Consider the following 26,343-nt stretch of genomic DNA (forward strand, 5'->3'; position numbering starts at 1 on the left):
AATAGAGGGGTGACCCCGACGCGTACAAGCAAACTGGAGCGAGGCCGAAGCGCTCTCGGCCCCGCACTGGAACTCGTCCACACCGGCAGGGCGCCCACGCGCGCCGCGCTCACCGCCGAACTCGGCGTGACGCGGGCGACCGCCGGAGCCGTCGCCGCCGAGCTGGAATCGCTGGGCCTGATCACGGTCGACTCCCGGCCGGGCGCCGCGTCGGGCACGCAGGGACGTCCCTCCCACCGGCTGGCGGTCGACCCCGAGGGGCCCGTCGTACTGGCCGCGCAGGTGCACGCCGACGGCTTCCGCGCCGCGCTCGTCGGGCTCGGCGGCCGGATCGTCGCCACCGCACCCGTCCGCCGGGCGGTCGCGGCCGACCCGGCGCAGGTCCTCGGCGAGCTCGTCGAGACCGGCGCCGGACTGCTGGAGAGCACCGGGAGGCGCTGCGTCGGAGCGGGCCTGGCCGTCCCCTCCGCCGTCGCCGAACCCGAGGGCACCGCGATCAACCCGCTGCACCTCGCCTGGGAGGTCGGAGCCCCCGTACGGGAGATCTTCACCCGCGCACTGGCCGAGGCCCGCATCGGTGGTCCGCCCGGGGACGCCACCGCGACCGGCTACGCCGCCAACGACATCAACCTCTCCGCCCTCGCCGAACACCGGCACGGCGCCGGGCGCGGAGGCCGGCATCTGCTCGTCGTGGGCACCGGGCACCGGGGCGTCGGCGGCGCGCTCGTCCTGGACGGGCGCCTGCACACGGGCAGTTCGGGTCTCGCCCTGGAGGTCGGCCACCTGACCGTCGACCCCGACGGACGCCCCTGCCACTGCGGCAGCCGCGGCTGCCTCGACGTCGAGACGGACCCGCTCGCCTTCCTGGAGGCCGCCGGACGCGAACCCGGCCCCGAGGTCTCCCTGCTGAAACGCTCCCAGGAGCTGATCGGCAACGAGTACGGAAGCGATCCCGCCGTGCGCGGCGCGGTCGGCACGCTCATCGACCGGCTCGGACTGGGACTCGCCGGACTCGTCAACATCCTGAACCCCGACCGCATCGTGCTCGGCGGCCTGCACCGCACGCTCCTCGAGACCGACGGCGAACGCCTCCGCTCGGTGATCGCCGACCGCAGCCTGTGGGGCAGGAGCGGCAGCGTCCCGGTGCTGCCCAGCTCGCTCGAGCACAACAGCCTCGTGGGCGCCGCGGAACTGGCCTGGCAGCCCGTCCTCGACGATCCGCTGGGGACGCTGACGGGATGACGGAATGACGGCAGTGCGCATCAGAGCCGGCGCCGAGAGGGACCTGAGGCGCCTTCAGCGGATCGAATGCGCCGCGGGGGGCCTCTTCCGCGCACTCGGCATGGACCGGATCGCCGACGACGCCCCGCCCCCGCTCCCCGTGCTGCGCCGCTACGCGCACTCGGGCGGTCTGTGGGTCGCGGTGGACGGCGACGGCGAAGCACCGGCCCACGAGGACGAACCGGTGGCTTATGCGATGACCGAACCCGTCGACGGCAGCGTCCACATCGAGCAGATCTCCGTCGACCCCGCTCGCGCGCACCGCCGCATCGGACGGGCACTGATCGAGCACGCGGCCCGGCGGGCGCAGGAGGCGGGAGTGCCGGCACTGACTCTGTGCACCTTCGCCGAAGTGCCGTGGAACGCCCCGTACTACGAGCGCTGCGGCTTCCGTGTGCTGGCCGGGGACGAACTGACCCCGGGGCTGCGCCGCATCCGTGCCGAGGAGGCGCGGGCCGGCCTGGACCGCTGGCCCCGCGTGTGCATGCGGCGCGAACTGGGCGCCGGCTGAGGGCTGTCCGGGCCGGGATGTCCGGGCCGGGATGTCCGGGCGTCGCGCACGTGGCGGAAGCCGTCCGCGCCACAGGCGGCGCCCGGTTCGGGGTCCGCGGTGCGCGCTCGCACCCGGGGCCGTAGCCTCGGCACGTGACGCCATCCCGGATCGCCGCAAGCCGCTACGTCAGCCTCACGACCTTCAAACGCGACGGGACGCCCGTCGCCACCCCCGTCTGGGCGGTCGAGGACGGAGGTGAGCTGCTCGTGTGGACCCGTGACGACAGCGGCAAGGTCAAACGCATCCGCAACGGCGCCCGCGTCACCGTCACCCCGTGCGACGCGCGCGGCCGTACGGCGGGGGACGCACAGCCCGCCGAGGGCACCGCGAGGCTGATGACGGAAGAGGGCGGCCTGGACCGGGTGCGCCGGGCGATGGCCCGCAAGTACGGCTGGCAGTTCCGTCTCACCGACTCCGGCGGGGCGCTGCTCAGGTTCGGCCGGCGCCCCCACATCGGGATCGCCGTCACGCTCTGACGCCGGGCCGGACGCCGCCCGGCTGCACCCCGCACCCGCCTGCGGAGTGTGGCGCCCTCGGCTGCTTCACCGGGAGGCACGGGGACCGCCGTCCAATTCGCCGGGGCGGAGCCCCTGCCCCAGCGAGGCCCGGTGGCGAAGGAGAACGAGCGCAGCCGCTTCGCGAGACAGCCCTTTCGCAGGGCGGCACGGTCCGGTGTGCCGGGCGGGCGCCGTCACCGGGCCGGGACCGGAACCGGGGGGACCGGAACCGGCGGGGGACCGGTGCGTCGCTCAGGGATGCGCCGATGTGCCGGGATCGGTATGCGGCCGGCCCGCGGGCGGCGGCCCGGACGTCGTGCTCCCCGGCTCCCCGCCGGCACCGGCCGCCGCGGCGAGCGCGGGCAGGGCGGTCTCGTCGGGCCCCGCGCCGGCGAGGGCCGAGGCCCGCTGCGGCGGCGTCCCGAACGTGACCGGCAGCGTGAACCACACGACCTTGCCCGAACCGTCGTTCTGCGCACGCATGCCCCAGCTGGCGCTGACGGCGGCGATGAGTGCGAGCCCCCGGCCGTTGGTCGCGGCCGGTTCGGCGCTGCGCACCCGCGGCAGACGCGGATCGTGGTCCCGTACGGACACCGTCAGGTGATCCCTGCGGAAGACGATCTCGACGCTGCAGTGCTTGTCGGACCCGGTGTGCCGGTGAACGTTGGTGAGCAGCTCGGTCACTCCGAGGGCCGCCGCGTCGACGAGCGACTCCAGGCGCCAGTAACGCAGCTGCGCAGCCACGATCCGCCGCACCTGCCCGATCCGCGAGGGCAGTGCCTGGAACTCGACCGCGCAGTGGGTGCGTGATCTCCCTGTGGTACGGGCGGTCACGGCAACGGCTCCACAGACGCACCGGTCAGGGAGCGCAAAGCGGCATTCGCGACATTTGTGATGGAAGACACACGACAAGGATGAGTCGGCACCCCGTCTCCCGCAACGCGAGGGAGACCGCTCCGGGCGGCCCCCGGGACGTCACGGCGGCCGCCTGCCGCGCCTCCCGCGCCGCTTCAGCCGCCGAGCACCCCGCGCTCCGCGGCCGCCTTGGCGCGCGCCGTGCGCACCGCGTTCAGCAGGCCCGCACGGTGCCCGAGACCGAAGCGGAGCACGTAGCGTGTGCCGCTGATCGTCGCCAGCGCGCTGTCCTGCATGCCGTAGCCGCTGATGCGGACCTCGTCGACCGGAGCGCTGTCGATCTCGCTCCCGTAGCTGGTCTTCAGCACCAACTGCCCGTCCCGGACCTGGACATGACCCGCACGTGTGAGTGAGCGGAGCATCCGCCGTATCCGGACCCCGCCCGCGTCGTACTCCGGCTCCACCACGATCGCCTCCCACAGTCGCCGCGGTCCCGGGAATTCGGCAAACCCCGGGCCGGCCGCCCCATACCCTCTGTGAAGTGTGCACGCAAGCTGCGGGCTCCACCAGGGGGCCCTTCTATCATCGGCCCCGTGAGCACCACCGAACCTGCCCCGTCATCCGGCCCGGGGCCCGCACAGCCCTCCCTCAGTCCTCCCGGTGCCCGGGACTCCGGCGCGGCCACCCTCGATGTGGACCGCAGCGACGCCGAGTACCGGGCCTGGCTCAAGGACGCGGTCCGCAAGGTCCAGGCCGACAGCAACCGCAGCGCCGACACCCATCTGCTGTCCTTCCCGCTGCCCGAGACCTGGGGCATCGACCTGTACCTCAAGGACGAGTCGACGCACCCCACCGGAAGCCTCAAGCACCGGCTTGCGCGGTCCCTGTTCCTCTACGGGCTGTGCAACGGATGGATCCGCGCCGGCAGGCCCGTCTTCGAGGCGTCGTCCGGCTCGACCGCGGTGAGCGAGGCGTACTTCGCGAAGCTGATCGGGGTGCCGTTCATCGCGGTGATGCCGCGCACGACCAGCCGTGAGAAGACCAGGCTCATCGAGTTCCACGGCGGACGGTGCCACCTCGTGGACGACCCCCGCTCGGTGTACGAGGTCTCGGCAGCCCTCGCGGCGGAGTCCGGCGGCCACTACATGGACCAGTTCACCTACGCCGAGCGGGCCACCGACTGGCGCGGCAACAACAACATCGCCGAATCCGTCTACGAGCAGATGAAGTTCGAACGCTTCCCGGAACCGGCCTGGATCGTGGCGACGGCCGGCACCGGCGGCACCTCGGCGACCATCGCCCGCTACGTGCGGTACATGCAGTACGACAGCCGCGTGTGCGTGCCCGATCCGGAGAACTCCTGCTTCTTCGACGGCTGGCTCCGGGGCGACGACGAGGCGTCCGTCGAGGGCTTCTCCCGCATCGAGGGCATCGGCCGCCCCCGCATGGAGCCCAGCTTCCTGCCCTCCGCGATCGACCGCATGATGAAGGTCCCCGACGGCGCCGCCATGGCCGCGCTGCGCACCCTGGAGCGCACCATGGGGCGGCGCGCGGGCGGTTCCACGGGGACCGGGCTGTGGAGCGCCCTGAAGATCGTCTCGGAAATGGCCGGCGAGGGGCGCACGGGCAGTGTCGTCACGCTGATCTGCGATCCGGGCGACCGTTACCTCGACAAGTACTACTCGGACGACTGGCTCGCCGAGCAGGGCCTCGACATCGCCCCGTACGCCCGGACCCTCGAGACCTTCCTGGCGACGGGCGACTGGACCGGCTGACGGGGCCCCGGGGGTTGCGGGGCTCCGGGCTGCTCCGGCCGGTTTCAGCTCTCCGCGGCGCCCCTCAGGGCCGGAAGGCGGTCCAGGACGATGCCGAAGTGCTCGCGGTAGGCGGCGAGCACCGCGTCCTCGGGCAGTTCCTCCTCGCGCCGGTCCCCGCCCTCGGTCACCGTCAGGGTCCGGCCGCTCAGGGTGACCCGGCCGGTCTCCGTGAGCAGCGAGCACACGAGAGAGCGCGTGAAGTGCGACTTGGGTGAGGTGCGGTTCCACCAGCAGCCCAGCTCGAAGTCGGCGAGCGCGCGGGGACGCTGTTCGAGGCGGTACTGCGGAACGCCGTCCCGGTGGACGTCCAGATCGCCCTGCGGGGTCTCCAGGATGCGGAAGGTCCCGCCGGGATCGGCCTGTTCGCCGCGCCGGTCCAGACGCAGCGGATATTCGCTGTGCCGCCCGAAGCCGACGTCCACCAGCCACGGCCGCGGTGTCTCCACGCGCAGCGCGAGGTGGTCGAAGAGCGGACCGGGCAGCCCGTCCCCGCCGAAGACCCGCGCCGCCATGAGCGTCACCGGGTAGCCGAGGGCGGTGAGGAGGGCGGCGAAGGCGCCGTTGAGTTCGTAGCAGAAGCCCCCGCGGCGGTTCACGGCCACCTTGCCGGTCAGCGTCTCCGCCTCCAGCACGATGTCCTCGCCCAGGTGCACGCTCAGATTCTCGAACGGGACGGTGAGCAGGTGGCTGCGGTGCAGGTTCCGCAGCGAATCCGCGTCGGCCCGCGCCGGGCGCGGTGCACCGATGCGGGCGAGGTATTCGTCGGTACGTGAGGGGCCGATGTGCAGGTCGTCCATGTCTCAGTTATGCCAGCCGGTCCGGCCGGGCACATCGGGCGAGGGAAGTACGTCCCGCGGCCTGCACGGCAGCGGCGACGCCCGAGGCGAGCGCGGCTGCGGGCCCTGCGGGCGGAGGCTCCTCCCCGCCCCTCGGAGTCCCCCGTCAGCCCTCGGACGCCGGCTGCCCGCTCTCTGCGCCTGCCGGCCGCCCGTCCGCGACGACCAGTTCCCTGATGTGTTCGCGTACCCGGTCCCGGGCCTCGTGCGGCAGACCGCCGTCGGTGACGAGCGTGCCGACCTCCTCCAGCGACGCGAACGAACTCAGCCCAACCGTCCCCCACTTGGTGTGGTCCGCGACCACGACAACTCGCCGCGCGGAACCGACGAGATGTCTGTTCGTCTCGGCCTCCGCCAGGTTCGGGGTCGACAGGCCCGCTTCGGTGGATATGCCGTGCACCCCGAGGAAGAGCACGTCGAAGTGGAGCGTGCGGATCGCCGCGTCGGCGACGGGGCCGACAAGTGAATCGGAGGGCGTGCGCACACCACCGGTGAGGACCACCGTCGCGGCACCCGTGCCCGGGCGCGACCCGGCCGGCGTGCGGCGCTGCGCGGCATGGAAGACGTCCGCGACGCGCACCGAGTTGGTGACCACCGTCAGGTCCGGCACCTCGGTGAGCCGCTGCGCCAGCGCGTACGTCGTCGTGCCGCCGGACAGCGCGATCGCGCTGCCGGGCTTCGCCAGCACCGCCGCGGCACGGGCGATGTCCTCCTTCGCCGACTGCTCCAGCGACGACTTGGCCTCGAAGCCCGGCTCGTGCGTGCTCGCTTCCGCGAGGGGCACCGCGCCGCCGTGCACCTTCTCCAGGGTGCCGCGGCGGGCGAGCACGTCCAGGTCGCGGCGGATCGTCATGTCCGAGACCATCAGCCGCCGCGTCAGTTCGTTCACCCGGACACCGCCGCGTTCGCGCAGCTCCTCCAGGATGAGCGCACGCCGCTGCTCCGCGAGCAGATTCTGGTTGTCGCCCGCCGTCTCCACCGTGTGCCGCCGTCCCTTCGCGTGCCGCCGCGTACCTGCCCGGCCATCCTCCCACCCGCCGGAGCGGGAGCCCACGTCACGATTTCGCGTTGCTTGTGTGTGGACGGTCATGGCCGCCCGCCCGCGGGCAGGATGCTGGAGGGAGATCAGGAGGACGCAACTTCCCGGGGGAGCGCAGAATTGCAGACGGCCGAGTACGGCGACGGGTACGACGAGTCCGGTGCGGCAGCCGCACGAACCACCCCGGGAGAGTCGGGAGTTGAGCCCCCGCCGGGGCCGGGCCCGAATCTGGAACTGCTCGTGCACGGGGTGGGCGGCACCACACCCCAGGAGATGCTCGGCGACCCGAGCATCGAACGGGTCACCGGCGACCTGACCGCGGCCGTCTACCGGCGCAGAGACGACGTCGACGCCGAGACCCGGCCGCAGGACTACGCGGACAAGCCGGTTCCCGAGGCGTACTCCTGGTCCAACCTGACCTCCGGCAACGGTGCCCGCGCCCTGTGGCTGATGCTGCTGCCCTTCATGGTCGCGAACCTCGCCCACTGGATGCGACCGGCCGACTACGGCCCCCGGCTCGTGCTCGCGCGTCTGCACGGCGTGCTGGTGCGTCTGGTGGCCCTCAGCCTCACCGTGCTGCTCGTCGCCGCCGCCTGCGAGGTGGCGCTGGACCTTGTCGCCTGGCAGTGCGCGGGCTCCACCGGGTGTGCCGCAGAGCGCTCCTGGCTGGGCTTCATGGCGCAGGGCCCCTCCGGTGAGGGCGGCTGGTGGAGCCAGCCGGGCCGCCGCCTGGCGCTGGCCGCGGCGGTGCCCGCCGTGCTGACACTGCTGCTGTGGTGGCTCTCGCACCGCACCTGGGCGGCGTACGAATCGCAGCCCCCGCTGCGCCGCCCCGTCGACGAGTACGACCGTGAGGCCCGGCACCGACCGGCGCTGTGCCTGCCGGGGTTCTGGTACGGCAAGCGGCTCGTTGCGCGGCTGCGTGCGGCGCACACCGCCGCCGGGCTCCTCACGGTCGCCGCCGCACTCGCAGCCGCCACAACCCGCTACGACCGCACAGCCGGCGGCAGCACCGCACTCGACACGGTCGGCTGGCTGACGCAGATCCTCGTCGTGGGGTGTGCGGCGTGGGTGCTGTACGTCGTGTGCCGTCGCGGCCGCAAGGAGAGCGAACCGGACGACGCCCTGGACAGGATCACGGTGCGGGCGCTTCCGGGCATCAGCGCCGGCGTGCTGCTGCTGGCTGCCGTGCACGCCTCGTGGTCGAGGCCGCGGTGGGTCTCCCGCGGCGGCGGACCGCCGGGCGACGAGGCCTTCGCCGTACTGGTCGTCGCCCAAGGAGTCCTGGTGGCGGCGATCGGCGTGCTCGGCATCGTGCTCCACCGCCGGCACCCCGAGGGGCGCACCGCGCTGAAGGGCCTGGGCTCCGCCTCCGTCGCGATGCTCGCGTGCGCGCTGGGGGGCGTGATGTCCGGCGGCGTGACGCAACGCGTCGGCGACTGGCTCGACGGCCCGGGCACCCCCGGCATGGGCAACGGCCTCATCGAGGGGCCGCCGGTACTGCTGACCTGGCAGTCCTCCGCCATTCCCGTCATGCTCGGCGTGGTGCTCCTGTTGCTGCTGTGGTTCCTCCTCCAAGTCTCCCGCCGCAGCCGGAAGATGACCGACGAGGTGGAACGCTCCTACCCCGGCGCCCGCCACGACGCCTCCCGTTCGCGCCGCATCGCCTCCGTCGTCGCCCGTGCCGCCCTCACCGACGCCACGCCGTGGCTGGTGGGCGCCGCCGCGGCCATAACGCTGCTCCTCGGCGGCGCCGGCGTGCTCGGGGCGTGGCTCACCGGTGAGGTTCCGGGACGCGCCGCGGACGGACAGGCCGCCGTCGTCGACGGATTCGCCGACACCGTCCAGGCGCTCGGCTCGTGGCTGATCGGCTTCGCCTTCGTCCTCTTCCTCACCTGGGCACGCCGCGCCTACCGCGACCCGTCGGCACGCCGGACCATCGGCATCCTGTGGGACGTCGGCACGTTCTGGCCCCGCGCGGCACACCCGTTCTCCCCGCCCTGCTACGCGGAACGCGCCGTGCCCGACCTGGCCTGGCGGATGGCCACATGGACGGAGCAGACCGGCGGGCGACTGGTGATCTCCGGGCACTCACAGGGCAGCGTGCTGGCAGCGGCAGCGGTCTGGCACCTCGACCGTGTCACGCGCCGGCAGGTCGCGCTCCTCACGTACGGCTCACCTCTGGAGAGGCTCTACGGGCGCTGGTTCCCCGCCTACTTCGGGCCGCGTCAACTCCAGGACCTGCACGAGCAGGTGGACCGCTGGCGGAACCTGTGGCGCGTGACCGACCCCATCGGCGGGCCGGTCCGCGTCGACGGGGGCGCGGCCATCGACCGCGGTCCGCTCGTCGACCCCCTCGAATACGGCCGGACTCTCCGGCACCCGCTGCCCGCCCCCATCCTCGGCCACGGCGAGTACCAGGCCGACCCCGTCTTCGACGAGGAGCGAAACCTGCTGCTGCTCAGCTTGCGACAGCGCGAGTCCGGCCCCGCACCCGGCCCCGTGCACGCAGGCGCGGACGAGCGTGCCGCGGCGGACCTGCCGCGTCAGGGCACGCCCGGGGACGCCGGAGAGGACGGGGCGGACGGGGAGGGCGCGGGCGCTCAGACGGACCCGGGAAGGTCGTCCTCGTAGAGGAGGGTGAGGTCCTCGGTACTCGGGTCGGACAGCTGCGCCACCCGGCCCGCGTGCCGCTCGACCATCGACTCGAACGTCTGCCGCGCCGTTCGCCCGTTGCCGAACGAGGGGCCCTTGGGCAGGGCCGTGAAGTGCTTCAGCAGCGCTTCGGTCGCGGCCTCGCCCAGGTGGTACTCGTGCTCCTCGGCCTGCTGTTCCACGATCCGCAGCAGTTCCTCCGGCGTGTAGTCGCCGAAGGTGATCGTGCGTGAGAAGCGGGATGCGACACCGGGGTTGACGGCGAGGAAGCGCTGCATCTCCGCGGTGTATCCCGCGGCGATGACGACCACTTCCTCGCGGTGGTCCTCCATCAGCTTCACCAGGGTGTCGATGGCCTCGCGGCCGAAGTCCCGGCCGCCGTCCTCCGGGGAGAGCGCGTATGCCTCGTCGATGAAGAGCACCCCGCCCCGCGCACGGTCGAAGGCCTCCTGGGTGCGGATCGCCGTGGAGCCGATGTGCTCGCCGACGAGGTCGACGCGGGATACCTCCACCAGATGACCCCGCTCGAGGACGCCGAGGGAGTGCAGAATCTCCCCGTACAGGCGGGCGACGGTCGTCTTGCCGGTGCCGGGGGAGCCGGTGAAGACCAGATGCCGTCGGACGGAGGCGGCCTTGAGCCCGGCCTCCTGACGGCGGCGCCCCACCTCGATCATGTCGGTGAGCGCCCGCACTTCACGCTTGACGCTGTCCAGGCCCACCAGGGTGTCCAGTTCGCCGAGGACCTCCTGAGCGGGCCGGGCCGGCAGGGCGGAGGGCTGTGCCTCCTCACCCGGAGCGGGGTCCTGCCGCGCCTTCGCGGGCTGCTGCGGGGCCGCCGCCTTCGCCGGCAACAGGCCCGCAGGGACCGCCGTTTCGCCCAAGGTGGCGTCCTCGGCGGGAGCCTTGGCCGCGGGAGCGGACGAGGACGCGTCTCCGGGCGCCGCGACGACGGCGCTGTCGTCGCTCCTGCAGTCCTCGACCTCGGGGCCCTTCTCCGCGAACTCGAAGCCGCCCCGCGCGCACCGCTCCGTACGGCACCGCCGGAGCGTGGTGCGGCAGCCGTCGATGACGTGGAAACCGTATCCCTGCGATCCGCTGACCCGGCAGCCGTGGAAGGTGCCGCGGCCGTCGGCGGAGACGTAGAAACCGGCCTCGGAGGGGGAGGTGACGGTGCACCTCTCGATGCCCGGGTCGGCTCCCTTGGTGACGATGAAGCCCGTCGCGACCCCGTCGACGGTGCAGTTGGCGACCGTGCCCCCGCTGCCGTGGTCGCGGAACCACGCGCCCGTTGCAGCCTCCCGGATGCGGCAGTCGTCGAGCTGCACGGCCGCCCCGTCGCTCACCGAGACCGCGGTGCCGCGGACCTGGGTCAGGTCGCTGTCGACGACGTCGGCACGCGAGCCGCGGTCGAGGACGAACAGTGCGTCCGGGACGGTGTGCACGCGGCAGGAATCCAGTACCACGCTGGCGCCGTCACTGATCCACACCGCCGGATAGTCGCCCGTACTCTCATGTATCTCACAGCTGTTGGCGTCCGCGCGGGTGCCCGGGTCCCACACCGACAAGCCGTTGCGGCCGAAGCGGCGCACCGTGGAGCGGGTGAGGGTGAGAACCGAACGGGCGCGCAGGTCCAGGGCGTTCTCGGGGATGTCGTGGATGTCGCAGTCGGCGAGCGTGAGGACCGCGTCGGTGTCCAGGGTCACGCCGTCGGCCGACGTGCGATGGACCCGGCAGTCGGTGAGGTGACCCGTCGCACGGGAGACGACCTGCACACCGCTGCCCTTGATCTCGTACACCTCACAGCCGACGGCCTCGGCGGCGCTGCCGTCGCCGTGCAGCAGCAGCCCGGCGCCCGTCGCGTGGTGGATACTGCAGCGCTCCAGGCGCGGATGGGCGCCGTCGCGCACGGAGATGCCCGACTGTCCCGCCGAGACGATTTCGCACTCCTCGTACACGCCGCCGGCGCCGCCGGTGACGGTGATGCCCGTCCCGGCCGGGTTGTCGACGGTGCAGCGGCGCACCGTCGGGCGGGCGCCTCCGCGCACCTCGATGCCGGATGCCGAACGCGTCATCACCCGCAGTCCGTTCAGCTCCGCGGCTCCGTCCTCGACCAGCAGCGCGGGGGAGGTGGCGTCCTGCGCCTCGATCTGGAGGTGCTGCACGACGGCCGAAGACCGCACGGTCACGGCGACGCCCTCGGAGGGGGCGATGCGGACGGATCCCGAGGCGCCACGCTCGGGGCCGCGAAGGGTGACGGTGCGCTCCAGCACCAGGTTCTCCCGGTATGTGCCGGGAGCAACAGTGATCACATCTCCGTCGGTTGCGGCCTCCACGGCGGCCGCGAGAGAGCCGTACTCTCCCGTGCGGCGCCGCCACCGCGACGTACCGGCGTGCGTCACCTGCACCGAGCCCTGTGCCATGGACAGTTGTGCCCCAACCTCGAAGTTCCGGTGGCGCGTTGATATGCGCGCCGGGGAGGCACCACCGTAGCGTGCGCCGGGAGCGGCGCATTCACGTGTCCGCACTTCGGGCGCCCGGGGACCACCGTGCGACCGCTGTACGCGCGTCCGGGCGGCACGGCCTCACGGTGCGGGCACACCCGGTGCGGGTACACCCGGGGGCGGGATCCCGGAGCCCGGAAACCGGGCAGGAGACCGGGCGGGCACGGGGACGGCCTGAGCCGGGGCGCCCCGCCCGGCCCCGGCTCAGTTGCTGGAGCCGGTGCGTCCCCAGTCCGGGCCGATGCGGGACCACTCCGCGTCCCACAGGGCGTACCGGCGGCGCAGCAACTGCCGCATGGTCAGCCGGCGTCCGGCCTCCATGAGCCCGGCGGCTCCCGCGCCCGCGGCGAGTCCGGCCAGCGCGGCGTACGAGGACGCGGTCTGCGAACTCATGGGACTTCTCGTGGCGAGGCCCTCGGCGTCCGTCCAGATGCGGAAGCGCTCACCGGGCTGGACGCGCTGTTTCGTGGTGACGGTGCTCTTGTGCGTCTCGCCGTCCGGGCCGGCCCAGTGGGCGACCACGTGACGGCGGTCGGGCTGCTGCGAAGCGGACTCGGGATCGGCATCCAGCGGAGCCCGGTCCTGGACCGATTCGGCCACGGCCCACACCTGTTGACGGCCCTGCCGCTGCTCCTCGGCGTTCTTCAGCAGCGCTCCGTGCGCCGCGGAGGCTCCGAGCCAGCCGGCGAGCGGAGCGATGACGACGACGAGGATCACGGCACCCAGTGCCAGCCATGCTTCGCGGCGGTCGCTGCGGCGGCACAACGGGTTGCCGCGCCAGCGCCACAGGCCGACGATCGCGCGCATAACTTCTCACCCCCTTCTCCACGTGCGTGAGTACCTCGAGCAGGCGGGTACATGCGTGGAGTAGGCCAAAGAGACTCAAATCACCGGAACATGGTCAAGGTTCCGGTCCCGTAGCCACCCCATCGTGGAACACCGAGCCTACCTCGCGTGCCCGGGCTCCGAAGGGCCGGGGGCCGGAGCCCGGGGTGCACTGAGTGTCATGTCGGTGGCCGGCGGCCCTCCGGGCCCCTCTGTGGCTGGTTTCCCTCCCTCAAGTGCGGGCCGGTACCCAGGCACTTGGGCGGTCATTCCGGGGAATGGCATCTCTTTTGAGCGATTGCCCGTTATGAGCACGGCGGATTAGCTTCGTCTGCGCAACGACGAATTGCCGGTGCGGACACGGAGATTGGCGGTACCCATATGGCGACTGCGGTGGAGACGAATTCCGGTGGCGAGGATGCCGCACAGCGGGCACAGGCGAGTCTTGCGACGGCGGCCGCACGCAATCTCACCACGACCACCAAGACGCCCCCGCAGATGCAGGGAATCAGCTCCCGCTGGCTGTTGAAGGTTCTCCCCTGGGTGCAGGTGCCCGGCGGCACCTTCCGCGTCAACAGGCGCCTGACGCACACCCTGGGCGACGGCCGCGTGGAGTTCACCACCACGGGTGCCGAAGTGCGGGTCATCCCGCTGGAGCTGACCGAGCTCCCGCTGCTGCGCGGCTACGAGGACCGTGCGGTGCTCGAAGCGCTGGCGAACCGTTGCGAACAGCGCGACTTCGGTCCGGGCGAGACGATCGTCGAGGAGGGACGCCCGGCAGACCAGGTGGTGCTCGTCGCCCACGGCAAGCTGCGCAGGACGAGAGAGGGCAAGTACGGCGGCGAGAGCGCCCTCGGCGTGCTGGCCGACGGCGACCACCTCGGGTCCGACCGGCTCACCGGCGAGCCGGGGAAGTGGGACATCACGCTCACCTCGCTGACCAGCGGCACCGTACTGACCCTCGCCCGGGAGTCCTTCGAGGAGATCGCCGGCCGGTCCGAGAGCCTGCGCGCGCAGACCGCCACGGCGGCATCCGAGCTGAACGGGCGGCGCACGCCCGACGGAGAATCCGAAGTGGCCCTGGCTTCGGGGCATGTGGGGGAGGCGTCGCTGCCGGGTACGTTCGTGGACTACGAGCTGTCTCCGCGTGAGTACGAGCTGAGTGTGGCGCAGACGGTGCTGCGGGTGCATTCGCGGGTGGCGGATCTGTACAACCACCCGATGAACCAGGTCGAGGAGCAGTTGCGGCTGACGATCGAGGCGCTGCGGGAGCGGCAGGAGCACGAGATGGTCAACAACCGCGACTTCGGGCTCCTGCACAACGCCGCCCTGGCCCAGCGCATCCACACCCGTTCCGGCCCGCCAACCCCCGACGACCTCGACGAACTCATCTCGCGCCGCCGCAAGACGCAGTTCCTCCTCGCCCATCCCAAGGCGATCGCCGCCTTCGGCCGCGAGTGCAGCCGCCGCGGCATCCAGCCCGACAGCGCGGAAGTGGACGGGCACCGGCTGCCCGCCTGGCGGGGCGTGCCCGTCCTGCCGTGCAACAAGATCCCCGTCGGCCCGGAGGGCACGACGAGCGTGCTGGCCATGCGTACCGGCCAGGAGAAGCAGGGTGTCGTCGGCCTGCACCAGACAGGAATTCCCGACGAATACCAGCCGGGGGTCTCGGTCCGTTTCATGGGTATCGACGAAAAGGCCCTCATCTCCTATCTGGTGAGTGCCTACTATTCGGCGGCCGTTCTCGTGCCGGATGCTCTGGGAATCCTCGAGGACGTCGAAATCGGCCACTGACCCCGCGCGTCGGCGTCACGGCGGTCCGCTCCCGCCGAGCGGGATTTCCGGACGATTCCCGAAAGCAGTTCAAGTACCGGCCACAGCACGAAAGGTCTCCGGTCGATGACCACCCAGCCCGAGACGACGCCCGCCTTTGCACCCGGGCCGAGCCTCAGCCTCACCACTGCCGCTGCCCGCAACCTGACGACCACCACCAAGACACCCCCGCAGATGCAGGGGATCTCCTCACGCTGGCTGCTGAAGGTCCTCCCGTGGGTCGAGGCCACCGGCGGCGTCTTCCGCGTCAACAGGCGCCTGACGCACACCCTCGGCGACGGACGGGTGGAATTCGTCGTCACCGGCGCCGACATCGGCGTGATCCCCGCCGAGCTCCGCGAGATCCCGCTGCTGCGCGGGCTGACGGACGACGCGGCCCTGGGGGCTCTCGCCGAACGGTTCGAGCAGCGGGAGTACGCCGCCGGGGAGACGGTCGTCTCGCCCGGTGACCCGGCACGGCTTCTCCTCATCGCCCACGGGAAGGTGAAGCGCACGGGTGCCGGCAAGTACGGCGAGGAGGTGTCCCTCGGCGTTCTCGCCGGCGGCGACCATGTCGGCGACCAGGCCCTCACGCCGGAGCCGGGGGAGTGGGAGCACACCCTCACCGCGCTGACGAAGTGCACCGTACTGTCCCTGTCCGCACAGGAGTTCCGCGAACTGGCGGACCGCTCACGGGCGTTGCGCACCTACCTCGACGCCTGCCTCTCCCGCGCGATCCCGCGGCAGAACAGGCGCGGGGAGGCCGAGATCGAGCTGGCTTCGGGGCATGCGGGGGAGGCGTCGCTGCCGGGTACGTTCGTGGACTACGAGCTGTCTCCGCGTGAGTACGAGCTGAGTGTGGCGCAGACGGTGCTGCGGGTGCATTCGCGGGTGGCGGATCTGTACAACCACCCGATGAACCAGGTCGAGGAGCAGTTGCGGCTGACGATCGAGGCGCTGCGGGAGCGGCAGGAGCACGAGATGGTCAACAACCGCGACTTCGGGCTCCTGCACAACGCCGCCCTGGCCCAGCGCATCCACACCCGTTCCGGCCCGCCAACCCCCGACGACCTCGACGAACTCATCTCGCGCCGCCGCAAGACGCAGTTCCTCCTCGCCCATCCCAAGGCGATCGCCGCCATCGGCCGCGAGTGCAGCAGCCGCGGCATCTACCCCCAGCAGACCGAGCTGCACGGTGCGAGCGTGCGCTCCTGGCGCGGCATTCCGCTCCTGCCGTGCAACAAGATCCCGGTCAGCCGTGAGGGCACGACCAGTGTGCTGGCCATGCGCACGGGCCAGGAGAACCAGGGCGTCGTCGGCCTGCACCAGACGGGCATCCCCGACGAGATCGAGCCCGGTCTGAACGTGCGCTTCATGGGCGTCGACGACAAGGCCCTGATCTCGTACCTGGTGAGCACCTACTACTCGGCAGCGGTGCTCGTCCCCGACGCTCTCGGCGTGCTGGAGGACGTCGAGATCTGACGTCGCAGGCCACAGCACCATCGCAGGCCACTGCACGGGCACCCGCCAGGCAGGACGCGCGCCGGCAGCAAGGGGGATCCGGACCGGGAGGGGAGGAGGGGACCTCAGCCGGAGGCCGCGGACCAGCTCCAGTCCGCGACCTCCGGCAGGTCCGTCCCGTGCTCACGGGTCCATGAGTGGTGCCGGGTCCGCACGTCCCCCATCGCCTGCCGCACACCCGCGGCCCGCACCGGCAGGCCCGGCGTGCGGTCGATGACGTCCATCACGAGCCGGTAGCGGTCCATGTCGTTGCGCACCACCATGTCGAACGGCGTCGTGGTGGCGCCCATCTCCTTGTATCCGCGCACATGGAGCGAGTCGTGCACGGCCCGCCGGTAGGTGAGGCGGTGCACGAGCCACGGATAGCCGTGGTACGCGAAGATCACAGGCCTGTCGCGTGTGAAGACGGCGTCGAACTCCGCGTCGGTCAGGCCGTGCGGATGCTCCGACCGCGGCAGCAGCCGCGCGATGTCCACCACGTTCACCACCCGCACCGCCAGCTGCGGCAGATGCTCGCGCAGCAGCGACGCCGCCGCCAGCGTCTCCTGCGTGGGAACGTCGCCGGCACAGGCCAGCACCACGTCCGGCTCCCCGTCCTGAGCCTCCGTGCCCGCCCATTCCCACACGCCGAGGCCCCGCTCGCAGTGGTTGCGGGCCTCCTCCAGCGACAGCCAGTCGAAGCACTGCTGCTTGCCGGCCACCACGACGTTGACGGTGTCGCGCGTGCGCAGCACATGATCCGCGACGCACAGCAGCGTGTTGGCGTCCGGCGGCAGATAGACCCGCACGACCTGCGGGCTCTTGTTCATGATGTGGTCGATGAAGCCGGGGTCCTGGTGGGAGAAGCCGTTGTGGTCCTGCCGCCACGCGTGCGAGGTGAGCAGGTAGTTGAGCGAGGCGAGCGGCATGCGCCACGGCACTTCCCGCGAGCTCTGCAGCCACTTGACGTGCTGGCCGGCCATGCTGGCGACGATGTGCGCGAAGGCCTCGTACGTGCCGAAGAGACCGTGCCTGCCCGTGAGCAGGTAACCCTCCAGCCAGCCCTGGCACATGTGCTCCGAGAGGACCTCGAGGACCCGCCCGTGCCGGCCGAGGTGCTCGTCCGTCCCGAGGGTCTGCGCCTGCCAGCCGCGCGGCGTGACGTCGAAGACGCCGTCTAGGTGGTTCGAGGCCGTCTCGTCGGGACCGAACAGACGGAAGTCCCGCCGCTGCTGAGTGGCGGAGAACAGCTCGGTCAGCACGCCGCCCAGCACGCGTGTGGGCTCGTGCGAGGTGTGCCCGTGTCGCTCCACGTCCACGGCGTGCGGTTCCAGCGCGGGCAGCGGCAGTTCACGCAGCAGGCGTCCGCCGTTGGCGTGCGGGGATGCGCCCAGCCTGCGGTCTCCCTCCGGCACGCATGCCAGCACCTCGTCGACGGGCCTGCCCTCCTCGTCGAAGAGCTCCTGGGGACGGTAGGAACGCAGCCAGGCCTCCAACTGCCGCAGCCGCGCCGGGTCTTCACGGACGCCTGCCAGCGGGATCTGGTGCGAGCGCCATGTGTCCTCCACGGGCACACCGTCGACCTCCGAAGGGCCCGTCCAGCCCTTCGGGGTGCGCAGCACCAGCATCGGCCAGCGCGGCCGGTGCACCGAAGCGCCCGCACGGGCGCGGGCCTCACGCTGGTACTGCCCGATCCGTTCCAGCGCCACGTCGAAGGCCCCCGCGAGCGCGCGGTGCGTCTCGGCCGGAGGCGTCCCGGGGTGCGCGGTGACGTGCAGCGGGTCGTATCCGTATCCGCGCAGCAGGGCGTCCAGTTCGTCATCCGGGAGCCGGGCGAGGACCGCCGGGTTCGCGATCTTGTACCCGTTGAGGTGAAGCACGGGCAGAACCGCTCCGTCGTGCACCGGGTCGAGGAACTTGTTGGAGTGCCAGGCCGCGGCCAGCGGACCCGTCTCGGCCTCCCCGTCGCCCACGACGGAGCACACCAGCAGATCGGGATTGTCGAAGGCCGCGCCGTATGCGTGGGCCGTCGCGTAGCCGAGCTCGCCGCCCTCCTGGATCGAACCGGGCACGTCGGGTGCCGTATGGCTGGGCAGCCCGCCCGGATGCGAGAAGTCCCGGAAGAGGCCGAGCATGCCCGCGGCGTCCCGCCGGCGGTCGGGTTCGAGTTCGCCGAACGTCCCCTCCAGCCACGCGCCCGCCAGCACGGCGGGCGCCCCGTGGCCCGGCCCCCAGATGCCGAGGGCGTCCAGTCCGTGTGTCCGGACGGCCCGGTTGAGGTGGGTGTAGACGAGCCCCAGTCCGGGTGCCGAACCCCAGTGCCCCAGCAGCCTGGGCTTGATGTGCTCCGGGCGCAGCGGCTCACGCAGCAGCGGATTGTCCCGCAGGTACAGCTGACAGGCGGACAGGTAGTTCATGGCACGCCAGTGGGCGTCCAGCCGGGCGGTCTCGTCGTCGGAGAGCTGAGGGTGCGTGTGCATGCGGTGATGGGTACCAGGGGACGCCGCATGACACACGTGCAGGCGGACCGGTGAGTATCCCGAAGCGTGCTGGATTGTCCGGGTCCACAGCGTTGCCTGGGGCTGTGACGCGCGGCACGATGACGGTGTGCTGAATCCATGGCTGGCGCTGGAGGCAGGGGCAGACGCGGCCGAGCGGACGGGCCAGGTCCGCCGCGCGCACGAGGAGTTCGTGACCGAGGGCGCGATCGGCGCGCAGGTGCGGAACGTGGTGGCCGAGTCCTGGCAGCGGTGCGCCGGTGCCTCCGTCGAGCCGGAGAGCGTGGCCCGGGTCGACCTGGAGGACGCCGAGCTCGCCGCATACCGGTCCGCGCATCCCCTGCACCGCGTCATGCCGCTCTTCCGCGAACTCCTCGGCACCGTCGCCGACGACGGTGCGCATCTGCTGTCCGTGTGCGACGAGAACGGACGCATGCTGTGGGTCGAGGGACACTCCCAAGTCCGGCGCCACGCCGAGGGGATGAACTTCGTTCCCGGCGCCCGCTGGTCCGAGCGCTACATCGGCACCAACGCCCCGGGCACGGCCCTCGCCGTCGACCACGCCGTGCAGATCTTCACAGCCGAGCACTACTGCCGCCCCGTGCAGGCGTGGACGTGCGCCGCGGCACCCGTCCACGATCCGCGCACCCACCGCCTCATCGGGGCCGTCGACATCACCGGCGGCGACCATCTCGCCTCGCCGCAGAGCCTCGCGCTCGTCCAGGCGACCGCCCGCGCCGCGGAGGCGTATCTCGCCGAACTGTCCGCCGCCGGCGGCACTTCGGCCGACGGCGCGCCCGTGCTGAACGCCCTCGGCTGCGACGAGGCCCTGCTCGATCCCGGAGGCGGCACGCCCGTGCGGCTGGGCAGGCGGCACAGCGAGATCATGGTGCTCCTCGCGGCGCATCCCGAAGGCCTCACCGGAGAACGTCTCGCGCTCGAACTCTACGGAGAGCGCGCCGTCACGCCGGTCACGCTGCGTGCCGAACTCTCCCGGCTGCGCGGGCTGCTGGGGTCGCTGCTGGACTCACGCCCGTACCGGCTGCGCACCGCAGCGCACACCGACCACGACGCCGTCGCGCAGGCACTGGCCGAGGGCGATCTGCCCGCCGCGCTCTCCGCCTACCGCGGCCCGCTGCTGCCGCTCTCCGAGGCGCCCGGTGTCGTACGGCTGCGCAGGCGGCTGGAGGACCGGTTGCGCCGTGCTCTGCTCTCCTCCCGCGACCCGGTCCTGCTGGAGGAGTGGGTGCGCACCCCCTGGGGCGAGGACGACCTGGAGATGTGGGAGGCCCTGCTGGCCGGACGCCGGGGCGGTGAGGCCCGCACCGCCGCCCTCACCCGCCGCGTGCGCGAACTGCGCCGCTCCTACGGGCTGGAGAGCACGCAGCCGCCCTCCGCGCCCCGTCCGCACACAGAGGCAGGCACAGCACACGCAACGTATCGGCAACGTTCCCGTCCCTAGGCTTCCCCGCAACACGGGCCCGCCGCGGGATGAGGCGGGCCACCAGCACCAAGGGGAGGCAGTGATGAGCCGCTACGCCGCGCCCGGGTCCGACGGGGCCGTCATGAACTACAAGTCCCGCTACGACCACTGGATCGGGGGCGAATACGTCGCCCCCAAACAGGGCGGCTACTTCGAGAACCCCACACCGGTCACCGGAGCGCCCTTCACCGAGATCGCCCGCGGCACCGCCGAGGACGTCGAGCGGGCCATCGACTCGGCACACGAGGCCGCCCCGGCCTGGGGCCGCACGCCCCCTGCCGAACGTGCCGCGGTACTCAACCGCATCGCGCAGCGCATGGAGGACCACCTCGAGGAACTGGCCGTGGCCGAGAGCTGGGAGAACGGCAAGCCGGTGCGTGAGACGCTGGCCGCCGACATTCCTCTCGCCATCGACCACTTCCGCTACTTCGCCGGTGCCATTCGGGCACAGGAGGGGTCGCTGTCGGAGATCGACGAGGACACGGTCGCCTACCACTTCCACGAGCCGCTCGGCGTCGTCGCCCAGATCATCCCGTGGAACTTCCCGATCCTGATGGCCACGTGGAAGCTGGCTCCCGCGCTGGCGGCCGGCAACGCGGTCGTGCTCAAGCCCGCCGAACAGACCCCGGCCTCCGTCCACTTCTGGATGAGCCTGGTCGCCGACCTGCTGCCTCCGGGCGTCGTCAACATCGTCAACGGCTTCGGCGCGGAAGCGGGCAAGCCGCTGGCCAGCAGCCCCCGCGTGGCGAAGGTCGCCTTCACCGGCGAGACCACCACGGGCCGGCTGATCATGCAGTACGCGTCCGACAACCTCAAGCCGGTCACGCTCGAACTCGGCGGCAAGAGCCCCAACATCTTCTTCGACGACGTCTCCCGCGCCGACGACGACTTCTTCGACAAGGCGCTGGAAGGCTTCACGATGTTCGCCCTCAACCAGGGCGAGGTGTGCACGTGTCCGTCGCGTGCCCTCATTCAGCAGGGCCACTACCGGGACTTCCTCGATGCGGGCATCGCGCGCACGGAGAAGATCGTCCAGGGCCATCCGCTGGACACCGACACCATGGTGGGCGCCCAGGCCTCCAACGACCAGCTGGAGAAGATCCTCTCCTACCTCGACATCGGCAAGCAGGAGGGCGCGAAGGCGCTGACCGGCGGCAGCCGCGCCGAGCTCGGAGGGGAGCTGGAGGGCGGCTACTACGTGCGGCCCACCATCCTCGAGGGCAAGAACAGCATGCGCGTCTTCCAGGAGGAGATCTTCGGTCCGGTCGTCGCCGTCACCGGCTTCTCCGACTTCGCCGACGCCATGACGACGGCGAACGACACCCTCTACGGACTCGGTGCCGGCGTGTGGACCCGCGACGGCAGCACCGCCTACCGAGCGGGCCGCACCATCCAGGCCGGGCGCGTGTGGACGAACTGCTATCACGCCTACCCGGCGCACGCCGCGTTCGGCGGCTACAAGCAGTCCGGCATCGGCCGCGAGAACCACCGCATGATGCTCGACCACTACCAGCAGACCAAGAACCTGCTGGTGAGCTACTCGCCGAAGAAACTCGGATTCTTCTGATGTCCTCCGCGGAGCAGGCTCACGACCGAGCCGCCGCCGAGCCGCCGGAACGGGTCGGCGTCACCGACGAGGCGGCCAGGATGATCCGCCGGCTGACGGACCAGCACGGGCCGCTGATGTTCCACCAGTCGGGCGGCTGCTGCGACGGCAGCTCCCCGATGTGCTACCAGCTCGGCGAGCTGCGCACGGGGGACGCGGACGTGCTGCTCGGGCGGCTGGCGGTGGAGGGCGTCGGCGAACCGGTGCCGTTCTGGATGTCCTCGAGCCAGTTCGCGTACTGGAGCCACACCCACCTGACGGTGGACGTGGTGCCGGGACGCGGCAGCGGATTCTCCCTGGAGGCCCCGGAAGGGGTGCGCTTCCTGATCCGCTCGCGGCTCATGGACGAGGGCGCTTCGGCCGAACTGCCGCCGCAGCAGCGGTAGAAGGGGTGCTCGCCGCGGACGACGGGCCCTGCGCGAGCACCTCGACCGAGTCGCCGCTGCGTACCCTGCCCGTGCGCTCGGGGATCAGATTCTGACCGAAGACCAGCTGATCCCCGAAGCGACGGTGGCGGGCCAGGGTGCGCAGCGGCTCCTTTCCCCGGACGCCCGACGTCTGGTCGGTGGTGGTCACCACGCAACGCCCGCACGGCTTGGCCACCCGGAAGACGGCCTCGCCGACGCGGAGCCTCCGCCATCGGTCCTCGGCCCACGGGGGAGATCCGGTGACGACGAGGCTCGGCCGGAAGCGGTCCATCGGCACGGGCCCCTCGTCGGCGTGATCGCCCTGTGCAATCAGGGAGTTGAGAGCGTCCAGCGACGAGACGGCCGTGAGCAGGAGCGGAAAGCCGTCGGCCAGCGAGACCGTCTGACCGCCGGGGGCGAACTGCGGGTCGATGAGGCGCCGCCGCTGAGGGGCGTCCAGATGCACGAGCAGCACCTTCGTACCGAGATACGCGGAGAACCAGTCGCCGGCCTCCGCGTCGGCGGGCACCACGTGCAGCTTCTTCCCGAACAGCCGTACGGGGACCGTTTCCCGGTCCGCAGGCGGCACGCCGACCTCGAGCGGCTCCCTCCCCGGAGCCGTGATGCGCAGCGCCGCTCCCCCCGGACCTCCCCCGCAGGCGTCATCGGACAGTGGAACCGCCCGGACGAGGGCAAGGCGTGGCTGCTCCCGCTGTGTGACCTCGCTGCCGTCCGGAGACGTCAGCATCCAGCGCCTGTCGGCAGCCGGTCCCCACGGCTCGACGCTCAACTCCTCGCGCGTGATCCCCGCCAGTGCTTTCACCGGGTAGAGGTGGAGCGATGCCAGCGTCATGGACGTCATGCCGTCATCCTGCCACCGGCGCCGGCCGCCCGAAGGGGCCGGATCCGGTCAGTAGCCGCGACCGGGGTACTGCTGCCCGCCGTAGGGGTCCTCGTAGGCGTTCGGCATCTGCCGGGGCGCCGCGGGACGCGGTGCGGCGGGACGGGGAGCGGCAGGACGGGGCGGTGCGACCGGCCGCATCTGCTGCGGCGGCTGGGGCTGTTGGTACTGCTGAGGGTGCTGACGCGGATCCTGGTGTCCCCGCTGCGGCTGCTGCTGCGGAATGTGAGGCGCGGGCGCCTGCTGCAGCGGAGCCGACTGAAGGGGGGCGGGCTGCGCCATGCCGTGCTGCGGGGGCTGGTGGCCCATCGCACCCGGGTACCCCTGCGGTGGTGTGTGCTGCTGGTGGCTCGGCCCGGCGGGAAGCGCGGGCAGAGCCGGGGGAAGTGCGGCGAGGGAAGGCAGCGCCTCGTACGCCGAGGGGACACGGATGGGAGCGATCTGCGGGGTGCCGCGCTCGTTCACGAGCATGTCGTAGATCGGTGTGTCGGGGTACGAAGGGCCAGCGTAGTAGCCGCCAGGGGAGTAGCGGGGGGAGGTCATGCCCATAAGGTAAGCCCAAAATGTGGCCGTTGGGCACCCCGGTCGAGGAGCGGTTTCCCGTGCTTGCGGTGACTGCCCGTCAGCAATCGGAGCGAATCCGGTAAAACCGGGCACGCAGGGCCTGTCGAGATGTTGTGACGGGCCGCTGCAGCCGCGAGGACGCGGCGGACGGAGAGCCTCCGGCGACCAGGACGCCGGAGGAGGAGGGAAGTGGAGTGGCATGACGATGCGCAAGGGCACCAACATCCCGGTCGCGGCGACGTCGGTGCGTATCGAGCTGGGGAGGGATTCGGGCACCGGTCCCGTGGACGTGGACGCCTCCGCCCTGCTGCTGACGGCGTCCGGAAAGGTCCGCTCCGACGACGACTTCGTCTTCTACAACCAGCCCCGTCACGCCTCGGGCGCAGTGAACCACGAGGGCAAGCGCTCCGAAGCCCCCGTTGCCGTGGACGTCTTGAGCGCGGACCTGGCGAGGGTCGAGCCCGATGTCGACCGGATCGTCCTCGCTGCCTCCGCCGAAGGCGGCACGTTCGGACAGGTCCCCGGGCTGCACGTACGGCTCGTGGACGCGGACGGCGGAGCGGAGATCGCCCGCTTCGAGAGCGCCGACGCCACAGTCGAGACGGCCTTCGTCCTGGGTGAGCTCTACCGCAGGCAGGGAGGCTGGAAGTTCCGTGCGGTCGGCCAGGGCTACGGGAGCGGACTGGCCGGTCTGGCAACGGACTTCGGGATCAGCGTCGACGAAGAAGCGGACGCCGGCGCACCGGTGCGCGAAGCGGCGCCCGCCGCCGCGGTCCCGCCGCAGGCATCCGCCTCGCCCCCGCCACCGGCGGCGGCCCCGGCACCGGCGGCGGCGTCCGCACCCGCGCCGTCCGCACCCGCTGCGGCCGGAGCCGTGCGGCTGACCAAGGTCACGCTGACCAAACAGGCACCCTCGGTCTCCCTCACCAAGCAGGGCGGCACCGGCGGAGTCATGCGGGTCAACCTCAACTGGCAGACGCAGAAGCAGTCGCAGAAGAGCGCCTCGGGCTGGGGCCGGAAACTCGGCAGGGCCGTCGCCGGACACTCCGGCCTCGATCTGGACCTGTGCGCGCTCTTCGAACTCGCCGACGGGCGAAAGGGGGCCGTCCAAGCGCTCGGCAACGCCTTCGGCTCGCTGCACCAGCCGCCGTACATTCACCTCGACGGCGACGACCGCACCGGCGCGGTCGCCTCCGGCGAGAACCTCACCGTCAATCTCGATCACGCCGCTCAGCTGCGGCGCGTCCTGGTCTTCGTGACGATCTACTCCGGGGCGCGCAGCTTCGAGGGAGTCCAGGGCACCGTGACCCTCCAGCCGCAGCACGGCGCTCCGGTGGAGTTCTCGCTCGACGAGTGCACCGTTCCCTCCAGCGTCTGTGCGCTGGCGCTCATCACCAACAAGGGCGGCGATCTCGTCGTGCACCGCGAGGCCCGCTACCTGGTCGTCGAGCGCGGCAGCAGCCCGCAGCGCACGGTCGACGCCGCCTACGGCTGGGGCATGCAGTGGGCTCCCGGCCGCAAGTGAACTGCCGCCGGCCGCGCGGTACCTGCGCTCACGCGTAGGTGCGCCCCTTCCAGGCGGCACCGCGCCCCCGGTGGTGCCGCAGCGCCGAATCGAGGGTCATCAGCAGGTACAGGGCAGCCGTCACCGGCAGTGCGAGCGCACACCACGGCGGCTGCCGGTAGTAGCGCAGCATCGGCACGTACGTCAGCGCCATCACCGCCCACGCCGCCGCGCCCACAGGCGACCCCGCCAGCGCGGTCAGCGGCGGCACCAGGTACACCAGCGTCAGGGCGGCCACCGCGCCCAGCAGCACCAGCGGACTGTTCCCGAGCTGTGCGTACGCGCTGCGCGCCACCATCCGCCACAGCTGCGGCAGCCGTTCGTAGGGGCGGACGCTGCGCACGCCGTCCGCCAGACCCAGCCAGATCCGCCCGCCGCTGCGTTTGACGGCACGGGCGAGCGTCACGTCGTCGATGACGGCGTGCCGGATGCTCTCGGGGATGTCCGCACGGACGGCCGCCTCGGTGCGCAGCAGCACACAGCCGCCGGCTGCCGCGGCGGTACGGGACGCGGGCCGGTTGACCCGGCCGAAGGGGTAGAGCTGCGCGAAGAAGTACACGAAGGCGGGCACGATGAGCCGCTCCCACGCGCTGTCGGCCCGCAGCCGGGCCATCTGGGAGAGAAGGTCCAGACGGGCACCGGTCGCGGCACTCACCAGGTCCCGCAGCGAGTCCGGCGCGTGCGCGATGTCGGCGTCCGTGAGCAGCAGGAAGCCCGCGCCCGTCCGCTCCTGCGCGAGGGCCATGCCGTGCCGCAGCGCCCACAGCTTGCCCGTCCAGCCCGGTCCGGGCTCCCCGGGGGAGGTGACGGTCAACGGCAGATCGTGCGGCGCCTGTTGGCTCGCGAGGCGGCGGGCCACCTCACCGGTGCCGTCCGTGGAGCCGTCGTCGACGAGGAAGATCTCGGCCCGCCCCGGATAGTCCTGGGCGAGCAGGCCGGGCAGGCTCAGCGGCAGGACGTCCGCCTCGTCCCGCGCCGGCACGACGACCGCCACCGCCGGCCAGGCCTGCGGCTCCGAGCGCGGCGGCAGCCGGATGTCGGTACGCCAGAAGCGGGCCTGCGCCAGCAGCAGCCACAGCCAGGCGGCAAGCGATCCCGAGGCGGTCCAGGTCAGGGCGCTCATCCGACGCAGTCTGCCGCACCGGGGGC

Annotated in this window: 21 protein-coding genes; 11 read left to right on the forward strand and 10 right to left on the reverse strand. The window is 72.0% G+C overall.

All coding sequences use genetic code 11. From position 1 onward, the window contains the following. Positions 1–9: 9 nt before the first annotated feature. From H180DRAFT_RS26940 to H180DRAFT_RS26950, 3 genes are all read left to right on the forward strand, one after another. The gene (locus tag H180DRAFT_RS26940) at positions 10–1,242 is read left to right on the forward strand and encodes an ROK family protein (protein ID WP_055488757.1); all 1,233 of its coding nucleotides are present in this window, start codon (positions 10–12) and stop codon (positions 1,240–1,242) included. A 13-nt stretch (positions 1,243–1,255) separates the two neighbouring features. After that, positions 1,256–1,792 (forward strand): GNAT family N-acetyltransferase, encoded by a 537-nt coding sequence (locus H180DRAFT_RS26945; RefSeq protein ID WP_055488758.1) that lies wholly within the window; start codon positions 1,256–1,258, stop codon positions 1,790–1,792. A 134-nt stretch (positions 1,793–1,926) separates the two neighbouring features. Next, a complete protein-coding gene (locus H180DRAFT_RS26950; protein WP_055488759.1) occupies positions 1,927–2,310 on the forward strand; it encodes a PPOX class F420-dependent oxidoreductase in 384 nt (127 codons plus the stop codon). A gap of 273 nt (positions 2,311–2,583) precedes the next feature. Here the strand turns inward: H180DRAFT_RS26950 and H180DRAFT_RS26955 are convergent, their stop codons facing one another. Next, the gene (locus tag H180DRAFT_RS26955; protein WP_079100443.1) at positions 2,584–3,165 is read right to left on the reverse strand and encodes an ATP-binding protein; all 582 of its coding nucleotides are present in this window, start codon (positions 3,163–3,165) and stop codon (positions 2,584–2,586) included. A gap of 176 nt (positions 3,166–3,341) precedes the next feature. After that, the gene (locus H180DRAFT_RS26960) at positions 3,342–3,653 is read right to left on the reverse strand and encodes a hypothetical protein (RefSeq protein ID WP_055488760.1); all 312 of its coding nucleotides are present in this window, start codon (positions 3,651–3,653) and stop codon (positions 3,342–3,344) included. A gap of 126 nt (positions 3,654–3,779) precedes the next feature. Here H180DRAFT_RS26960 and H180DRAFT_RS26965 point away from each other — a divergent pair, with 126 nt between their 5' ends. After that, positions 3,780–4,961 (forward strand): PLP-dependent cysteine synthase family protein, encoded by a 1,182-nt coding sequence (locus H180DRAFT_RS26965; protein ID WP_074467028.1) that lies wholly within the window; start codon positions 3,780–3,782, stop codon positions 4,959–4,961. Between the two features lie 44 nt (positions 4,962–5,005). Here H180DRAFT_RS26965 and H180DRAFT_RS26970 read toward each other — a convergent pair whose 3' ends face one another. Together H180DRAFT_RS26970 and H180DRAFT_RS26975 are read right to left on the reverse strand one after the other, a co-directional pair. Beyond that, positions 5,006–5,800 carry an arylamine N-acetyltransferase family protein gene (locus tag H180DRAFT_RS26970; protein WP_055488762.1) on the reverse strand — a complete coding sequence of 265 codons (795 nt, stop codon included), beginning with the start codon at positions 5,798–5,800 and terminating at the stop codon, positions 5,006–5,008. A gap of 145 nt (positions 5,801–5,945) precedes the next feature. Beyond that, the gene (locus H180DRAFT_RS26975) at positions 5,946–6,818 is read right to left on the reverse strand and encodes a DeoR/GlpR family DNA-binding transcription regulator (protein WP_055488763.1); all 873 of its coding nucleotides are present in this window, start codon (positions 6,816–6,818) and stop codon (positions 5,946–5,948) included. Positions 6,819–7,106: 288 nt separating this feature from the next. Between H180DRAFT_RS26975 and H180DRAFT_RS26980 the strand changes: the two genes are divergently transcribed. Further along, entirely contained in the window at positions 7,107–9,512 is a 2,406-nt protein-coding gene (locus H180DRAFT_RS26980) for a hypothetical protein (RefSeq protein ID WP_074467034.1), read from the forward strand. Here H180DRAFT_RS26980 and H180DRAFT_RS26985 read toward each other — a convergent pair. Continuing rightward, entirely contained in the window at positions 9,482–11,953 is a 2,472-nt protein-coding gene (locus H180DRAFT_RS26985; RefSeq protein WP_055488765.1) for a right-handed parallel beta-helix repeat-containing protein, read from the reverse strand. The two genes, H180DRAFT_RS26980 and H180DRAFT_RS26985, sit on opposite strands and share 31 nt — an antisense overlap. Before the next feature lie 285 nt (positions 11,954–12,238). Beyond that, the gene (locus H180DRAFT_RS26990) at positions 12,239–12,841 is read right to left on the reverse strand and encodes an Rv1733c family protein (RefSeq protein WP_055488766.1); all 603 of its coding nucleotides are present in this window, start codon (positions 12,839–12,841) and stop codon (positions 12,239–12,241) included. 399 nt (positions 12,842–13,240) lie between these two features. Here H180DRAFT_RS26990 and H180DRAFT_RS26995 point away from each other — a divergent pair, with 399 nt between their 5' ends. Both H180DRAFT_RS26995 and H180DRAFT_RS27000 read left to right on the forward strand, forming a co-directional pair. After that, entirely contained in the window at positions 13,241–14,653 is a 1,413-nt protein-coding gene (locus tag H180DRAFT_RS26995) for a family 2B encapsulin nanocompartment shell protein (protein ID WP_055488767.1), read from the forward strand. A gap of 105 nt (positions 14,654–14,758) precedes the next feature. Continuing rightward, on the forward strand, positions 14,759–16,153 hold the full coding sequence (locus H180DRAFT_RS27000; RefSeq protein WP_055488768.1) for a family 2B encapsulin nanocompartment shell protein: 1,395 nt from the start codon (positions 14,759–14,761) through the stop codon (positions 16,151–16,153). A 104-nt stretch (positions 16,154–16,257) separates the two neighbouring features. Here H180DRAFT_RS27000 and H180DRAFT_RS27005 read toward each other — a convergent pair whose 3' ends face one another. After that, positions 16,258–18,651, reverse strand: a complete 2,394-nt coding sequence (locus H180DRAFT_RS27005) for a phosphoketolase family protein (RefSeq protein ID WP_055488769.1) — start codon at positions 18,649–18,651, stop codon at positions 16,258–16,260. Positions 18,652–18,778: 127 nt separating this feature from the next. Here H180DRAFT_RS27005 and H180DRAFT_RS27010 point away from each other — a divergent pair, with 127 nt between their 5' ends. From H180DRAFT_RS27010 to H180DRAFT_RS27020, 3 genes are all read left to right on the forward strand, one after another. Beyond that, entirely contained in the window at positions 18,779–20,131 is a 1,353-nt protein-coding gene (locus tag H180DRAFT_RS27010) for a GAF domain-containing protein (RefSeq protein ID WP_254666204.1), read from the forward strand. 64 nt (positions 20,132–20,195) lie between these two features. Next, positions 20,196–21,719, forward strand: coding sequence for an acetaldehyde dehydrogenase ExaC (locus H180DRAFT_RS27015; protein ID WP_055488770.1), 1,524 nt, complete (start codon positions 20,196–20,198; stop codon positions 21,717–21,719). Continuing rightward, positions 21,719–22,144, forward strand: coding sequence for a DUF779 domain-containing protein (locus H180DRAFT_RS27020; RefSeq protein ID WP_055488771.1), 426 nt, complete (start codon positions 21,719–21,721; stop codon positions 22,142–22,144). Before H180DRAFT_RS27015 ends, H180DRAFT_RS27020 begins: the two co-directional genes overlap by 1 nt. Here H180DRAFT_RS27020 and H180DRAFT_RS27025 read toward each other — a convergent pair. Both H180DRAFT_RS27025 and H180DRAFT_RS27030 read right to left on the reverse strand, forming a co-directional pair. Then, entirely contained in the window at positions 22,098–23,027 is a 930-nt protein-coding gene (locus H180DRAFT_RS27025; RefSeq protein ID WP_074467029.1) for an MOSC domain-containing protein, read from the reverse strand. The genes H180DRAFT_RS27020 and H180DRAFT_RS27025 overlap by 47 nt on opposite strands. A gap of 48 nt (positions 23,028–23,075) precedes the next feature. Continuing rightward, the gene (locus H180DRAFT_RS27030) at positions 23,076–23,609 is read right to left on the reverse strand and encodes a DUF6643 family protein (RefSeq protein WP_055488815.1); all 534 of its coding nucleotides are present in this window, start codon (positions 23,607–23,609) and stop codon (positions 23,076–23,078) included. Positions 23,610–23,835: 226 nt separating this feature from the next. Between H180DRAFT_RS27030 and H180DRAFT_RS27035 the strand changes: the two genes are divergently transcribed. Beyond that, positions 23,836–25,155, forward strand: coding sequence for a TerD family protein (locus H180DRAFT_RS27035; protein ID WP_055488816.1), 1,320 nt, complete (start codon positions 23,836–23,838; stop codon positions 25,153–25,155). A 28-nt stretch (positions 25,156–25,183) separates the two neighbouring features. On the opposite strand, the gene H180DRAFT_RS27040 is transcribed toward H180DRAFT_RS27035, so the two are convergent. Beyond that, positions 25,184–26,317 (reverse strand): glycosyltransferase, encoded by a 1,134-nt coding sequence (locus H180DRAFT_RS27040; protein WP_055488772.1) that lies wholly within the window; start codon positions 26,315–26,317, stop codon positions 25,184–25,186. Between the last annotated feature and the right edge of the window lie 26 nt (positions 26,318–26,343).

Origin of the sequence: Streptomyces sp. WMMB 322 (genome assembly GCF_900090145.1) — a bacterium.
Classification (GTDB): Bacteria; Actinomycetota; Actinomycetes; order Streptomycetales; family Streptomycetaceae; genus Streptomyces.

Excerpts from the sequence above, each read along its gene's own strand:
- H180DRAFT_RS27000 (WP_055488768.1), top strand. The coding sequence starts at position 14,759 with ATGACCACCCAGCCCGAGACGACGCCCGCCTTTGCACCCGGGCCGAGC.
- H180DRAFT_RS27015 (WP_055488770.1), top strand. The coding sequence starts at position 20,196 with ATGAGCCGCTACGCCGCGCCCGGGTCCGACGGGGCCGTCATGAACTAC.
- H180DRAFT_RS27005 (WP_055488769.1), bottom strand. The coding sequence starts at position 18,651 with ATGCACACGCACCCTCAGCTCTCCGACGACGAGACCGCCCGGCTGGAC.
- H180DRAFT_RS27025 (WP_074467029.1), bottom strand. The coding sequence starts at position 23,027 with ATGACGTCCATGACGCTGGCATCGCTCCACCTCTACCCGGTGAAAGCA.
- H180DRAFT_RS26985 (WP_055488765.1), bottom strand. The coding sequence starts at position 11,953 with ATGGCACAGGGCTCGGTGCAGGTGACGCACGCCGGTACGTCGCGGTGG.
- H180DRAFT_RS27020 (WP_055488771.1), top strand. The coding sequence starts at position 21,719 with ATGTCCTCCGCGGAGCAGGCTCACGACCGAGCCGCCGCCGAGCCGCCG.
- H180DRAFT_RS27030 (WP_055488815.1), bottom strand. The coding sequence starts at position 23,609 with ATGACCTCCCCCCGCTACTCCCCTGGCGGCTACTACGCTGGCCCTTCG.
- H180DRAFT_RS27035 (WP_055488816.1), top strand. The coding sequence starts at position 23,836 with ATGCGCAAGGGCACCAACATCCCGGTCGCGGCGACGTCGGTGCGTATC.
- H180DRAFT_RS26970 (WP_055488762.1), bottom strand. The coding sequence starts at position 5,800 with ATGGACGACCTGCACATCGGCCCCTCACGTACCGACGAATACCTCGCC.
- H180DRAFT_RS26995 (WP_055488767.1), top strand. The coding sequence starts at position 13,241 with ATGGCGACTGCGGTGGAGACGAATTCCGGTGGCGAGGATGCCGCACAG.
- H180DRAFT_RS27040 (WP_055488772.1), bottom strand. The coding sequence starts at position 26,317 with ATGAGCGCCCTGACCTGGACCGCCTCGGGATCGCTTGCCGCCTGGCTG.
- H180DRAFT_RS26990 (WP_055488766.1), bottom strand. The coding sequence starts at position 12,841 with ATGCGCGCGATCGTCGGCCTGTGGCGCTGGCGCGGCAACCCGTTGTGC.